We start from the raw sequence: 14,835 nt of genomic DNA, 5'->3' as shown, positions 1-14,835 counted from the left end.
GCTTGCACAATGAAGCGGCTCGCGAATGAGAGGGATGGACAATGAGCGCACGCGAAACCGGCAGCTGGGACTTCTGGGTCGACCGTGGCGGCACCTTCACCGATGTCATCGGTCGCGACCCGCACGGGAACCTGCATGCCCGCAAGGTGCTGTCCGAAAATCCGGAAGCCTACCGCGACGCCGCCGTCCAGGGCATCCGCCTGCATCTCGGCCTTGCGACCGGTGCGCCGATCCCGACCGGTCTGATCGGCGAAGTGCGCATGGGCACGACCGTTGCCACCAACGCGCTGCTCGAGCGCAAGGGCGAGCCCCTGGCGCTCGTGACGACGAAGGGTTTCCGCGACGCGCTGAAGATCGGCTACCAGGAGCGCAAGAAGATCTTCGCGACCGAAATCATCAAGCCGGAAGCGCTCTACCAGGATATCGTCGAGCTCGACGAGCGTGTGCTGGCCGACGGTATCGTCGAGCAGCCGCTCGACGAGGCGAAGGCGCGCGTTGCCCTCGAAGACTTGAAGGGCAAGGGCTACAAGGCCGTCGCCATCGTCTTCATGCATGCCTACAAGTATCCGGAGCACGAGGCGGCCGTTGCCCGCATCGCCCGCGAACTCGGCTTCGAGCAGGTCTCCGTCAGCCACGAAGTCTCGCCGCTGATCAAATATGTCGGCCGCGGCGACACCACCGTCATCGACGCCTATCTCTCCCCGGTTCTGCGCCGCTACGTCGCCCAGGTCTCCGGCGAACTTGATATTGCCCGTACCGGCGCACGCGTCATGTTCATGATGTCCTCCGGCGGCCTGACGGCGGCTGAAATGTTCCAGGGCAAGGACGCGATTCTCTCCGGCCCGGCCGGCGGCGTCGTCGGCCTTGCCAAGACCGGCGAAGCCGCGGGCTTCGATCGCGTCATCGGCTTTGACATGGGTGGCACCTCGACGGACGTCGCCCATTTCGATGGTGAATATGAGCGGGCGTTCGAGACCGAAGTTGCCGGCGTGCGCGTGCGCGCACCGATGATGCTGATCCACACGGTTGCCGCCGGCGGCGGCTCGATCCTGCACTTCGACGGCGAACGTTTCCGCGTCGGCCCGGATTCGGCCGGCGCCAACCCGGGCCCCGCCTGCTACCGCAATGGCGGCCCGCTTGCTGTCACCGATGCCAATGTCATGCTCGGCAAGCTGATGCCCGATTTCTTCCCGGCGCTGTTCGGCCCGAACCAGGACGAGCGCCTCGACGTCGAGACCGTGCGCGGCCGTTTTGCTGCCATGGCGACCGAGATCGGCGATGGCCGCAGCCCCGAGGATGTGGCCGACGGCTTCATCCGCATCGCCGTTGCCAACATGGTCGAGGCGATCAAGAAGATTTCCGTGCAGCGCGGTTACGACGTGACGCGCTATGCGCTGAGCTGCTTCGGCGGCGCCGGCGGCCAGCACGCGTGCCTCGTTGCCGACCAGCTCGGCATGAAGAGCATTCTCGTGCATCCGATGTCCGGCCTGCTTTCGGCCTATGGCATGGGACTTGCCGATATCCGATCGACCCGCCAGAAGGCGCTCGGCGTCGCGCTCGACGACAAGGCGCCGGCAGCCCTCAGCACGCTGGGCGCCGAGCTGGAAGTCGATTGCCTCGGCGAACTGGAAGCACAAGGAATTGCCCGCGACGAGATTCGCACCCATCTGCGCGCCCATATCCGCTATGCCGGCACCGACACGGTGCTTGCGGTCGACGCGACCTTCCCCGCGCATGACGACATCGCCCGCCTGCGCGCCGAGTTCGAAGAGCTGCACAAGCGCCGCTTCGGCTTCGTCGCCGACAACAAGGCGCTGGTGATCGACGCCGTCGAAGTCGAGACGGTCGGCGGCGGTGCTGCCCAGATGGAGCGCGAAGGCGCATCCGTCACCATGGGCACGCCCGACGTTTCACGCCGCACTCAGTTCTATTCGCAAGGCCAGTTCCACGATGCGCCGGTCCTGCTGCGCGCTGAACTGAGCCCCGGCCAGCGGCTCGACGGTCCGGCGATCATTATCGAACCGAACCAGACCGTCGTCGTCGAGGACGGCTGGCAGGCGGAACTGACGGCGAAAGACCATATCGTGCTGCGCCGCGTGAAGGCGCTGCAGCAGCAGAGCGCGATCGGCACCCATGCAGATCCGGTCATGCTGGAGATCTTCAACAATCTCTTCATGTCGATCGCCGAGCAGATGGGCGTGACGCTGCAGAACACCGCCTATTCGGTCAACATCAAGGAACGGCTCGATTTCTCCTGCGCCGTCTTCGACAACCGCGGCAACCTCGTCGCCAATGCGCCGCACATGCCGGTGCATCTCGGCTCCATGGACGCTTCGGTCGCGACCGCGATCCGCGAGAACCCGGTGATCAAGCCCGGCGACGTGTTCCTGATCAACGCGCCCTATAACGGCGGCACGCACCTGCCTGACCTCACCGTCTGCACGCCCGTCTTCGACGACGCCGGACGCGAGATCCGCTTCTGGGTCGCCAGCCGCGGCCACCATGCGGATATCGGCGGCATTTCGCCGGGCTCGATGTCACCGCTTGCCACCAACATCGAGGAGGAGGGCGTCTACATCGACAACTTCAAGCTCATCGATGCAGGTCGCTTCTGCGAGGCCGAGCTTGAAGCGCTTCTGAATGGCGCGCGCTATCCGGTGCGCAACATCCTTCAGAACGTCAACGACCTGAAGGCTCAAGTGGCGGCCAACGAAAAGGGCGTCGCCGAACTCAAGAAGATGATCGCCCAGTTCGGCGAAGACGTGGTCGAGGCCTATATGGGCCACGTCCAGGACAATGCTGCTGAGAGCGTGCGCCGTGTGCTTGACCAGTTGCCAGACGGCGAATTCTCCTACGAGATGGACCAGGGCTGCAGCATCGTCGTCAAGATCACGGTCGACCGCGACAAGCGCGAGGCGACCGTCGATTTCACCGGCACGTCGGAGCAGCGCGGCGACAACTTCAATGCGCCGGCGCCTGTCACCCGCGCCGCCGTACTCTATGTCTTCCGCGTGCTGGTCGAGGCCGACATTCCGATGAATGCCGGCTGCCTGCGGCCGATCCACATCGTCATCCCCGAGGGTACGATGCTGACGCCGCGCTATCCGGCGGCCGTCGTTGCCGGCAACGTCGAGGTCAGCCAGGCCGTGACGAACTGCCTGTTCGGCGCGGTCCAGAGCCAGGCCGGCGCGCAAGGGACGATGAACAACCTGACCTTCGGCAACGACAATTATCAGTATTACGAGACGATCTGCTCCGGCGCGCCGGCGGGTCCCGGCTACAACGGTGCCGATGCGGTTCATACGCACATGACCAACTCGCGGCTCACCGATCCGGAAATCCTCGAAACCCGCTTCCCGGTGGTGCTCGAAGACTTCCACATTCGCGTCGGTTCCGGTGGCCGCGGCCAGTGGCACGCCGGAAACGGCACGAAGCGCACGATCCGGGCGCGGGAAACGCTCGACTTCGCGATCCTCTCCGGCCATCGCCGCGTCGCACCCTTCGGCATCAAGGGCGGAAGCCCGGGTGAACTCGGCCGCAACCTCGTGCGCCGCAATGACGGCCGGACGGAGGAACTGTCGGGCTGCGCCCATACGGTTCTCGAAGCTGGCGAAGCCTTTACCGTCGTGACGCCGACCGGCGGTGGATACGGCCGGTCATAGGCCGGAAAGACTGGAATCTCCCAAGACTGCTGCGGTGGTCTGCGGGCGGGCGAGCGATCGTCCGCCCGTTTTTCGTTCCGGCATATGCACAACAACTATTGCTGCATATGCGAAAAGACGCGATCGCTTTTTTAACCCGAATTTAAATTCGAAATTACTAAGTACTTATTGGTCAGTGCGCGCCCCAGTTCCTCCCCTTGCGGGGCCGCAAACATCCGGTCCTCCTCCCGCCGGTTTGGCTGACCATGTCCCCTCCCATCAGCGCGATTGCGACATCACAGGAGTCACGGCAGTGACGTTCAAGAACCTTTCGATTTTGACCAAGGTCGGCCTTGTGGTCGTGGTCATGGGCATATCCTCCATTCTGATCGCGCTTGCCGGTGCGCGTGGTCTTTCCTCGCTCGGTGCGACGATCGTCGATGTCGGCGCGCGTGAGGAAGCAGCGCGCGAGGCAATGGACCTGCGCGTCGACATCATCGCCATCAGCCGCATGACCTATCAGCTCGCCGCCGCCCCGGAGAACGCCGCCGACTTCGGCGCGGAAACCGAAAAGCGTGCGACCGAAATGCTCGGCCGCCTGACCAAGATCGAGGCGGTCGCCGACGATGCCGAAGACAAGCTGCTGAATGACATCCGCCTGACGCTCAACAGCTACTTCGACGAGATCCGCGCCATGGTCGCCGTCGCCGCCGAGAAGGGCGGAGATGCCGGTGCCGTCAAGGCCGCACTCGACAAGGCGCTCGAAGCGCAAAAGACCGTGACGGCAACAGTCAAGACCTACAGCACCTATTCCGGCGAAGCGCTTTCCGCCGCTCGTGAAGAGGCGCTGAATTCCTCGTCCGTCGCCATGACAATCCTCGCCGCGGCCGCTGCGGCCTGCGTGCTCTTCGGCGTCGGCGTCAGCCTCGTCGTTGCCCGCCGCGGCATCGTCATGCCGGTCCGTGACCTGACCTCGACCATGAGCGAACTTGCCGACGGAAAACTGGATGGAGATGCGACGGACGTTTCCCGCCAGGACGAGATCGGCGAGATGGCCCGTGCCGTCGAAGTCTTCCGCAAGAACGGCATCGCCATGCGCGCGATGAAGGCGCAGGAAGCGGCCCTCCATGCGCGCAGCAGCGACCTGCAGTCCAACATCAGCGTCGTCGTCGCCTCTGCCGTTGCCGGCGATTTCACCGGCCGCATCAACAAGGACTATGAAAACGACGACCTCAACCGCTTCGCATCGAGCGTCAACGAGCTCGTCTCCAGCGTCGACCAGACCGTCACTGAAGTCCGCCGCGTGATTGCGGCGCTTGCCGACGCCGACCTGACGCAGAACATGCGCGGCGAATTCCACGGTGCCTTCGCCGAGCTGCAGACGAACGTCAACCAGACGATGGTGACGCTGCGGTCGACCATGCAGAACGTGCGCACCGCGGCCAGCACCATCAACGACAACTCCGCCGAACTGAGCTCGGCTGCCAATGATCTGTCGAAGCGCACGGAACAGCAGGCGGCAGCGCTTGAGGAAACCGCAGCGGCGCTCGACGAAATCACCTCGACCGTGCGCACCGCCTCGGAGCGGGCGAATGAGGCGCATGAGATGGTGCGCGCCACCAAGGAAAGCGCCGGCCGTTCCGGCGCGATCGTGCGCAGCGCCGTCGATGCCATGGGCCGCATCGAGGGTTCGTCCAACCGCATCAACCAGATCATCTCGGTCATCGACGAAATCGCCTTCCAGACGAACCTGCTGGCGCTCAATGCCGGCGTCGAAGCGGCACGCGCGGGCGAAGCCGGCCGCGGTTTTGCCGTCGTCGCCCAGGAAGTGCGCGAGCTGGCGCAACGCTCGGCCAACGCGGCCAAGGAAATCAAGACGCTGATCCACAGCTCGGCGTCGGAAGTCGAAAACGGCGTGGCGCTGGTGCGCTCGACCGGCGAGGCGCTGCTGGAGATCGAGACACTGGTCAACAATGTCAGCGGCCACGTCAACACGATCGCGACGGCGGCGCGCGAGCAGGCGACCGCACTGCAGGAGATCAACACCTCCGTCAACCACATGGACCAGATGACCCAGCAGAACGCGGCGATGGTGGAAGAGACGACAGCCGCCAGCGGCACGCTCGCCGAAGAGAGCCGTCAGTTGCGCACGATGCTGGCGAAGTTCAAGCTGGAAGGTGCTGCAGCCCGCGAAGGCTGGAGCCGCGCCGCCTGATCGAGCGGCGTAATCGCCACGACTTCAAGTGAAGTTCTTGCTGCGGCGGCACTGTCGTTTCTGCACCCCGTGTTGACGGGGACGGGGACAACAGTGCCGCCGAGCATATTGAAGCGCGAGACCGTTTCCCCATCTTTTGCGCCTGAAAATCCAGGCGCTCCTGCGCCTTCTTCCCGATTTGCTGGGAAGCATGCCTGTTAGCCGCTATTCTGGAACGCAGACGTGTGAGTCGTTAATTTGCGGGACAACCGAATGACGCAGCAGTTCGACCTCTTTGTTTCGGACGAGGCAACTTCCAAAAAGGCGGGCGGTGGACCGGCGGTCAAGCGGGCATCGCTGACCGAGGACGATATGGTCCGTCACCTTCAGGCGACGGGTCGCTATCGCCTGTTGCAGCGGCTTGTGCCGCGCGCTGTGGTGCCTGTTGCGCGTCCCGGCTTCCCCCTGCATGGCGTCATTCTCGATACCGAAACCACAGGGCTCAACCATCGCAAGGATGAGATCATCGAGATCGGCCTGATCGCCTTTACCTTCGATGAGAAGGGAAACCTGGGAGACGTGACTGGCGTTTTCGGCGGCTTGCGCCAGCCGTCCAATCCGATCCCTGCGGAAATCACTCGTCTTACCGGCATCACCAACGAGATGGTCGCGGGAAAGACGATCGACCTCGACGAAGTGCGGGCGCTGATGGAAAAGGCCGACCTTGTCATCGCCCACAATGCCGGCTTCGACCGTCCCTTCTGCGAGGCCTTCTCGCCCGTTTTTGCAGGAAAGGCATGGGCCTGTTCCGTCTCCGAGATCGATTGGTCTTCCCGCGGCTTCGAAGGCACCAAGCTCGGTTACCTGATCGGGCAGGCCGGTTACTTCCACGACGGCCACCGGGCGGTCGACGACTGTTTCGCTTTGCTCGAAGTCCTTGCCAAGGATGGCGGCTCCGGCAGCACGCCCTTTGCCGAACTCTACGAGGCGAGCCAGCGATCACGCGTCCGCATTTTTGCGGAAAACAGCCCCTTCGACATGAAGGATCATCTGAAAGCTCGCGGCTACCGCTGGTCTGACGGAAGTGACGGCCGTCCGAAATCCTGGTGGGTCGAAGTCGCCGAAACCGCACTTGAAGACGAACTCGGCTACCTCCGCTCGGAGATCTATCGCTGGAAGGAAGCCGATCCGCCGATCAAGCGCTTGACCGCTTTCGACCGCTTCCGGGCCTGACACGCGAACGAGCCGCTGCGGCCGACAGGGCAAGCCCTTCGGTGACGCGGGCGTCGCTCGATTAAAACATCCTTTTCCCGCCGATCTTTGCATGACGCGGCCCACCGATCGTAGCGCAGGCGCCAGGCTGAGGCTGTCCTGCGCCGGACGCGGGCTGACGGCCCGCTACGCCCCGATTTGCCTGTCTTTCCACATCTGGCAAACAACGCCCGGTTTACCGTTAACCGCTGAATTCACGCACAAAAAGCGTGGACGCCCGACCGAATCCGACTATACGTGCGCAGACTTGACTTAGAAATTCAAGTTTTATGCTATTGTTATAGTTGATGTTTCAATGTCGATGTTCGCAATCTCGTCCAGTTTTGAGAGTGCTCCCAAGCGTGGGATGACCCGCGATCGCCGACACTTTGTCTGGCAGCCAGTCTGCATGGGCGCAACCGAACGCGCCGTGACCGAAGGGCCGGTTACGCACCCGCTTTGCCGAAGCGAGCTGCTGCGCACGAGACCCGTCTGTCGGTCGAAATAGCCGCAACTGAACGCAATGTCCGGGGCTCGCCCTGCACCGTTGTTCAACGGGCAAGGCGCGTGCGTCGCGTTCTGAGCGGCTGGGTTCGGCCGGCGACAGTGGCGGATACGGAATTCACCTTAATCGAAGTTACAGGGGTAAGAGAATGGCAAGGGGCAGGTTCAATTCGGTTTCGCGTCGGCGAGCCAAAGTCGTGCTGGCGGGCGTGTCGCTGCTGGCAATGTCCGCCGTGGCGGCGTCGGCCCAGGAGGCACGCAAGACCAACCGGGTCGAAAGCCTGGCCCAGGCTGAACGCAGTTCGGGCGGCGCGACGCAGCTGGCCCCCATCGTGGCCGTCGGGCAAGCGGGCGGTCAGCCGCCTGAGACCGGCACCATCGGCCAGCCGTCAGCTCCCTATGCGGGCGGTCAGATGGCGACCGGTGCGCGGCTTGGCGCGCTCGGCAACCGTCCTGTCAAGGAAACCCCGTTCAGCGTCACCAGCTACACGGATAAGCTGATCCGCGATCAGCAGGCGCGAACGGTCGCCGATGTCACCCTCAACGATCCCTCGGTACGCATGGATGCGCCGGCGTTCAGCGAGCGTGATTCGTTCTTCATTCGCGGCTTCTCGGTCACCAATCTGGATACGGCCTATGACGGCCTCTTCTACATCACCAACCCGCGCCGCAGCCCCCTTGAGGGTATCGAGCGCGTCGAGGTCCTGAAAGGCCCGAGCGCGCTGGTCAACGGCGGCGTCGGCCGCGTCGGTGGGACTATCAATCTGGTGCCCAAGCGCGCCACCGACGAGCCGCTGACGCGACTGACGACCACCTATATGTCGGACTCGCAATTGTGGTCGCACCTCGATGTCGGTCGCCGTTTCGGGCCCGAGGGCGAATGGGGCGTCCGTTTCAACGGTTCCTATCGTGGCGGCGACACGGCGCTTGACCACAACGAAAACGAGATCGGCGTGCTGTCGCTCGGGCTCGACTATCGCGGCGATCGGGTGCGTGCCTCGCTCGACCTCAATCATTCCAAGCAGAACATCAATGCGCCGGCCTCTCTGTTCAACGCGGCAGCGCCGGGCATCAAGATCCCGGAAGCGCCGGACGGCCGGATCAACACGTCCAACCCGTTCGAATACCATGACAGCGAACACAATATGGTCGCTGGCCGCGTCGAGTTCGACGTGCTGGAGAACACCACTGTTTACGCCGCCGGCGGCATCAGCCGCTACCGCGAGGACTTCCTGAGCACGTCCTACACCATTCAAAATCCCAATGGCGATGCGCTGGCCGAGTTCGGCTACAATCCGCAGGAGATCCAGGGGGTCTCGGGTGAGGTTGGTCTCCGCTCGGAGTTCGATACCGGACCCGTCGGTCATCAGCTCAGCGTTTCTGTGAGCCGAGCGCTCAACGAGAATAACCGCGGCTACTTCCATCCGGGCAGGCTCGGCTTCAGAAGCTACATGACCAACATCTACAATCCGATCTATGTGCCGAGCGATTGGGTCAATACGGGCGGGCTTCCGCGCTCGAACGACCTGCATGCGTTTTCGGACCTGCTCGCGACCAGCGTCGCGATCTCCGATACGCTTTCCTTTGCCGAAGACCGTTTCCAGCTGACGGTCGGCGGGCGCTATCAGGAAATGCGTGTACGAGGGTACAATACGCGTCCCGGCGCCGTGCCGCTCGGTCAACAGACCTACTATTACGAGGAAGGCCGGTTCAGCCCTGCCGTCGCGGCACTCGTAAACGTCACCGACAGCTTCTCTGTCTACGGCAACTACGTGGAAGCTCTGACCGAAGGGCCGTCAGCGCCGTCCAACGCTCTGAACAGCGACCAGATTTTCCCTCCTGTTGTCAGCAAGCAGAAGGAAATCGGCTTCAAATACGACCTCGGCGAAGTAATGCTCGGCGCAGCGCTGTTCGAGATCAGGCAGCCAAACGGTTTGACAACCGGCGGCGTCTTCGCCGTCGACGGCCTGCAGGTGAACCGTGGCATCGAGCTTTCAGCCTATGGCGAACCGGTTGACGGCGTTCGCTTGCTTGGTGGCATCACCTTCATGGACGCCAAGCTCGATAAGGCAGAGAACTCGAGAACAGGAGAGCGGTTCGATGGCAACCGTGTGCCCGGCGTCCCGACGACCGCGATCAGCCTCTATGGTGAATACGACACACCCTGGGTCGAGGACCTGACGCTCACCGGTCGCCTCGTTTATACCGGCAGCACCTACTACGACCAGAGGAACACGCAGAAGGTCTCGGACTGGACGCGGGTCGATCTCGGTGCGCGTTACTCCTTCGAGCGTGAAAACGCTAAGCCGGTGGAAATCCGGGCGACCGTCCAGAACGTGTTCGACGAGAACTACTGGGCCTCGTCCGCCCGTGGCTTCCTTGCCGCCGGCGCGCCGCGCACCTTCATGGTGTCGACTGCGTTTGAATTCTGAGCCAGAGGAGCTTCAGTCACAAAAAGAAACGGCCGGCATTCTGCCGGCCGTTTCTCGTTTCGGGGGGCGTGCCGATCAGGCTTCCGGCGAATAACCGAAGACGACGGCCGGGTTTTCCGCGGTCTCGACCCAGACGCTCTTCGTCTGTGTATAGGCCATCAGTGCATCACGGCCGGAGGAGCGGCCATAGCCGGAGCGGCCGAAGCCGCCGAAGGGCGACATGACACTGATCGTCTTGTAGCCGTTAATCCAGAAGGTCCCGGCCCGCACCCTTGAAGCGACCCGGTGTGCGCGGCCGACATCACGGGTCCAAACGGCGCCTGCCAGGCCGTACGGGTTGTCGTTGGCGAGGGTGACCGCCTCGTCCTCGTCGTCGAAGACGGTGACGCCGACGACCGGGCCGAAGACCTCTTCGCGGGCGATCGTCATGTCCGGCTTGACGTTGTCGAGAATGGTCGGCGCGAAATAGAAGCCGCCGGAGGCTTGAAGAGAAGCCGGCTTGGCGCCGCCGGTTGCAAGCGTTGCACCTTCGGCAACGCCCTGGCGCACCATTTCCGCGATCTTCGCCCATTGTCGTGCATTGTTGATCGGGCCGATCTGCGTGCTGTCGAGATAGGGATCGCCGACGGGGATGCGCGCGGCAGCCTCGGCATAACGCTCGACGAACTGCTGGTGCACCGAGCGATGCACGAGCAGGCGTGAGCCGGCAACGCAGCTCTGGCCGGCGCCAGAGAAGATCGCCGATTGGGCGCCGACGATGGCGCGGTCGATATCGGCATCGGCAAAGACGATGTTGCCGGACTTGCCGCCGAGTTCGAGGATACAGGGCACGACGTTCTTCGCAGCCGCTGCCGCAATGGCCGAACCGGCAAGCGCCGAGCCGACGAAGACGACGAGTGCCGTTTTCGGATGGGCGACCATCGCCTGGCCCGCCGTTACGCCCTGGCCGGCGATGACGTTGACGAGGCCACGGGGCGCGCCGCCCGCCTCGCAGAGCGCACCGAGCACGAGCGTGCTGAGCGGCGTCAGTTCCGACGGCTTGATGACGACGCCGTTGCCGGCGCAGATCGCAGGCGCAATCTGCCATCCGCCGGTAAAGAGCGGCGCGTTCCAAGGGGTGATCTGGGCGACGACGCCAACCGGCTCGTTGCGGGTATAGTTCAGATGCGAGGTCGGGACCGGGATGACCTCGCCGTGCAGCTTGTCGCACCAGCCGGCATAATATTCGAACATCTCGGCGACCCGGACAGCCTCGCCACGGATGTCGCGGATCGGCCGGCCGGCCGAGCGGCTTTCGAGCTCGGCAATCTCGCCGGCGCGCTCGCGGATCTTGCGGGCGATCTCGTTCATCACCCGGCCGCGCGCCGAAGCGGTCATCGAGATCCATTCGCGCTGGGCGCGCGCTGCCGCCTGCATGGCGGCGTCGACGATATCAGCGCCGGCGTCCTTGAAGGTGGCGAAGACTTCGCCGGTCGCCGGATCGGTGAGCGCCTGCTCGTCGCCGGAACCGGGCACCAGCGTGCCGTCGACATAGCTGCCGATCTCGGTGCCGGGAATGATGCCGTGGAACAGCGCCCGGATGCGCTCGGCCTTGGCGGGCATGGTCATGTCGTTCATCGTCGTTCCCTTCAAGTCTCAGTTGTCGTTGGCCACCGGGCGGAAGGCGCCCATGCGGGTGAAGTCCTCGGCGTTTTCGAGCGGGCTCTCGGCCCAGAGCTTGGCGACCGCGCCCGAGAGCGGCAGATCGGCGCCGGTGCGGGCCGCAAGCTCGCTGGCAAGCCGCACGTCCTTGCGCATCAGGCCCATGGTGAAGCCGCTGTCGAAGCGGCCGTTCATCACCCAGGTCGGGAAATGCACTTCGCTGATCATCGATTTGCCGGACGCGGCGTTGAGCACCTTCAGCGCCTCGTCCGCATCGAGCCCGGCGGCAAGCGCCAGCTTCAGCCCTTCGCCCGTCGTCACCATATGGGCGGCGGCGAGCAGGTTGTTGACGAGCTTGGCAACGTTGCCGGCGCCGCTCGGGCCGACATGCAGGGCCTTGGCCGACATCGCGTCGATCACCGGGCCGGCAAGGGCGACGTCCGCATCACTGCCACCGATCATCATCGTCAGCTTGCCGCTTGCGGCACCTGCCGGACCGCCGGAGACCGGCGCGTCGATGAAGCCGTGGCCGAGGCCGGCAAGGGCTGCGGCGAGATCACGCGAGACATCCGGCTCGGAGGTCGAGGTGTCGATGATGACGACGCGGCGGCCGGCCGCCTTCAGCGCTTCGAGATTGGCCTCGACGACGGCTGCCACGTCCTTGGCGGTCGGCAGCGAGAAGACGATGAAGTTGGTGTCGAAGAAGACGTCAGTCAGAGCCTCGACCGGGGTCACCCCGCCTTCGGCGGCAAGCGTGCGCCGGGCCTCGGAGAGGTCGAAGCCCTTGACGGCAAAACCTTTGCCGGCGAGCGTCGTCGCCATGCCGAGACCCATGGCGCCCAAACCCACCACGCCAACTGTCGTTCGTTCCGCCGTCATGATCCGCTTACCCTCGTATGATCAGAATGATCCGGCGAAGGTGGCATGCGGGCTGGCGAGCGGGTAGACGGCGCGCCTGGTACAATGCGTTGCTGGCGTGGCAACGTCTGCTCGACCGCCGGTGATGGGAAAGGCGAGCGTTAGCGCCGCGCGGGTTTCATCGAGCTAGGACGGTCTTCTAAGTCTGGAAGGATTGCATCTCGCGCGCGAGATGCTGGCCGAGTTTTTCGACCGACAGCGGCAGGCGGCGGTGGGCCCGCACCATCAAATGCGCGCTCGCCTCGCTCAGCAGCGGATCGGAGAGGTCGATCGCCTGCATGGACCCGCGCGCGATTTCCACGGTTACGGACGTGCGCGGCAGGAAGGTGACGCCAAGGCTTGCTGCAACGAAGCGGCGGAGCACCTCGATCGAATGGGTTTCGAGCAACGGCGCCAGCGCCAGCCCCGCATCGGCCGCCACCCGCGCCACCAGTTGTGTCACGCCATTGCCCTTGCCGAGCAGCGCGCACGGGAAGGCGAGGCAATCGGCAAGTTTCAGGTCGCTGCGCTCGGACAGGGGATGGCCCGCCGGCACGATGACGCAGAGCGGCTGGCGCGCAATCGCCAGCGCCCGGATGCGCGGTTCGGTCAGGGGATTGTAGGCGATGCCGATGTCGGCGTCGCTGTTGGCGATGGCGTCGACGACGTCTTCGGTGCTGCCGAGTTCGACGATGTAGCGCACATAGGAGTGTGCCTTTGAGAACGACGAGAGCCCGTGCTCCACCAGGTCGGCCATGAAACCTTCGCCGCAGCGAATGCGGATGCGGGTCTGCTGCACGCCGCGGATCTGGTCGAGCTGCTCGGCAAGCAGCCCGTTGTCCTCGAGCACGCGTTTGCCGTGTTCGAGCACCAGTTCACCGGCGTCGGTCAGGACCGTGCCGCGGGCGGTGCGCTCGAAGAGGGACAGGCCGATGTCGCGTTCAGTGTCGGCGATCTGGCGGCTGACGACCGATGGCGCCAGCCCCATATGCTCCGCAGCGCCCCGGATCGAACCGATGCGCGCAACCGCCATAAAGATCCTGAGCGCTTTCGCGTCGAGTACGTCCATGGTGGTCATGGATGCGACGGAATCCCCTTGGGGTCAACGACCAAGCGAGGTCGCGATCAGGCGTGTCCAGAGGTTTACGCCCTGGCCGATGATCGCGTCGTTGAAATCGTAGTGCGGCGAGTGCAGGCCGGGGTTAACGCCCTCGCGTCTTGCGCCGAGCCAGAGATAGCAGCCGGGACGTTCGTCGAGCATGAAGGCGAAGTCCTCGGCCGCCATGCTTGGTGGCGCGTCGATGACCGTCAAGGCCGGGTCTGCCGCGGCGACCGAGCGTGCGAGCGCGGCGGCTGCGGGATCGTTGATCGTCGCCGGATAGCGGCGCTGATAATCGAGCTCGGCCGTGCAGCCGAGCCCTTCGGCAAGGGCCGAAACGAGCGTGCGCATCCGGTTTTCGAGCGTGTCACCGACCGCCTTGTCGAACCAGCGCGTGGTGCCGCGGATCACGGCTTTTTCCGGGATCACGTTCCAGGCGTCGCCGCCGTGGATCTGTGTGACGGAGACGACGGCCGCTTCGAGTGGCGAGACGTTACGGCTGGCAATCGTCTGCAAGGCCGTGACGATCTGGGCGCTAGCGACGAGCGGGTCAGCACCCTCATGCGGCATCGCCCCATGGGCGCCGCGACCGGTGATGGTGATTTCGAAGACCCCGAAGGCGGCCATCATCGCGTCGTCGCGGGCCACCACCGAGCCGACGTCGAGCGCCGGCCAGTTGTGCAGCGCATAGACGGCATCGGCCGGGAAATCACGGAAGAGGCCATCGGCGACCATGACGCGGGCACCGCCCTCGGCCTCTTCGGCCGGCTGGAAGATGAAATGCACGGTGCCGTCGAAGTCCATCTCGCTCGCCTGCCGGGCGGCGGCCAGCAGCATGGCGACGTGGCCGTCGTGGCCGCAGGCGTGCATCTTGCCCGTCGTCTTCGAGGCGTAGGCAGCGCCGCTCGTCTCGATGATCGGCAGCGCGTCCATGTCGGCGCGAATGGCGATCGATCGGTTCGATGTGCCACGCCTGAGCGTGCCGACAAGCCCGGTGCCGCCATAACCGTCCTTCACGGCAATGCCCCATTCGGCAAGCCGGCCGGCGATGAAGGCCGCGGTCTGGCGTTCCTCGAAGGCAAGCTCGGGATGGGCATGCAGGTGATGACGCCAGCGGATCGTTTCCTCGATGCGCTCGGGGCTGATGTCGTGGCGTGTCATGGCGTGCGTCCTGTC

Annotated in this window: 8 protein-coding genes; 4 read left to right on the top strand and 4 right to left on the bottom strand. The window is 64.4% G+C overall.

Annotation, left to right across the window (positions count from 1 at the left end):
* The first annotated feature begins 41 nt into the window (after positions 1-41).
* The 4 genes from FA04_RS26270 (at position 42) to FA04_RS26255 (ending at position 10,022) form a co-directional block, all read left to right on the top strand.
* Positions 42-3,662: a hydantoinase B/oxoprolinase family protein gene (locus FA04_RS26270; protein ID WP_034805633.1), complete on the top strand. Its 3,621-nt coding sequence runs from the start codon at positions 42-44 to the stop codon at positions 3,660-3,662.
* Between the two features lie 292 nt (positions 3,663-3,954).
* Positions 3,955-5,856 (top strand): methyl-accepting chemotaxis protein, encoded by a 1,902-nt coding sequence (locus FA04_RS26265; protein WP_034805636.1) that lies wholly within the window; start codon positions 3,955-3,957, stop codon positions 5,854-5,856.
* A gap of 252 nt (positions 5,857-6,108) precedes the next feature.
* On the top strand, positions 6,109-7,068 hold the full coding sequence (locus FA04_RS26260; protein ID WP_034805639.1) for a 3'-5' exonuclease: 960 nt from the start codon (positions 6,109-6,111) through the stop codon (positions 7,066-7,068).
* Positions 7,069-7,739: 671 nt separating this feature from the next.
* Complete coding sequence (locus tag FA04_RS26255) at positions 7,740-10,022, top strand: TonB-dependent receptor (RefSeq protein ID WP_371814115.1); 2,283 nt, start codon at positions 7,740-7,742, stop codon at positions 10,020-10,022.
* Between the two features lie 75 nt (positions 10,023-10,097).
* Here the strand turns inward: FA04_RS26255 and FA04_RS26250 are convergent, their stop codons facing one another.
* From FA04_RS26250 to FA04_RS26235, 4 genes are all read right to left on the bottom strand, one after another.
* Entirely contained in the window at positions 10,098-11,639 is a 1,542-nt protein-coding gene (locus FA04_RS26250; RefSeq protein ID WP_034805642.1) for an aldehyde dehydrogenase family protein, read from the bottom strand.
* Between the two features lie 18 nt (positions 11,640-11,657).
* Positions 11,658-12,542 (bottom strand): NAD(P)-dependent oxidoreductase, encoded by an 885-nt coding sequence (locus tag FA04_RS26245; RefSeq protein WP_034805645.1) that lies wholly within the window; start codon positions 12,540-12,542, stop codon positions 11,658-11,660.
* A 178-nt stretch (positions 12,543-12,720) separates the two neighbouring features.
* Positions 12,721-13,638, bottom strand: coding sequence for a LysR family transcriptional regulator (locus FA04_RS26240; protein WP_234798789.1), 918 nt, complete (start codon positions 13,636-13,638; stop codon positions 12,721-12,723).
* Positions 13,639-13,662: 24 nt separating this feature from the next.
* Positions 13,663-14,820 (bottom strand): M20 aminoacylase family protein, encoded by a 1,158-nt coding sequence (locus tag FA04_RS26235; protein ID WP_034805651.1) that lies wholly within the window; start codon positions 14,818-14,820, stop codon positions 13,663-13,665.
* Between the last annotated feature and the right edge of the window lie 15 nt (positions 14,821-14,835).

Origin of the sequence: Ensifer adhaerens (genome assembly GCF_000697965.2) — a bacterium.
In the GTDB taxonomy this organism is placed as follows: Bacteria; Pseudomonadota; Alphaproteobacteria; order Rhizobiales; family Rhizobiaceae; genus Ensifer; species Ensifer adhaerens.
Note: the sequence above shows the minus strand (reverse complement) of the source record. Positions and strands in the feature narration are given on the sequence as shown.

What these genes read in the sequence shown, in the direction of transcription:
- FA04_RS26270 (WP_034805633.1), top strand. Translation starts at nt 42, where the DNA reads ATGAGCGCACGCGAAACCGGCAGCTGGGACTTCTGGGTCGACCGTGGC.
- FA04_RS26260 (WP_034805639.1), top strand. Translation starts at nt 6,109, where the DNA reads ATGACGCAGCAGTTCGACCTCTTTGTTTCGGACGAGGCAACTTCCAAA.
- FA04_RS26255 (WP_371814115.1), top strand. Translation starts at nt 7,740, where the DNA reads ATGGCAAGGGGCAGGTTCAATTCGGTTTCGCGTCGGCGAGCCAAAGTC.
- FA04_RS26250 (WP_034805642.1), bottom strand. Translation starts at nt 11,639, where the DNA reads ATGAACGACATGACCATGCCCGCCAAGGCCGAGCGCATCCGGGCGCTG.
- FA04_RS26245 (WP_034805645.1), bottom strand. Translation starts at nt 12,542, where the DNA reads ATGACGGCGGAACGAACGACAGTTGGCGTGGTGGGTTTGGGCGCCATG.
- FA04_RS26240 (WP_234798789.1), bottom strand. Translation starts at nt 13,638, where the DNA reads ATGACCACCATGGACGTACTCGACGCGAAAGCGCTCAGGATCTTTATG.
- FA04_RS26235 (WP_034805651.1), bottom strand. Translation starts at nt 14,820, where the DNA reads ATGACACGCCACGACATCAGCCCCGAGCGCATCGAGGAAACGATCCGC.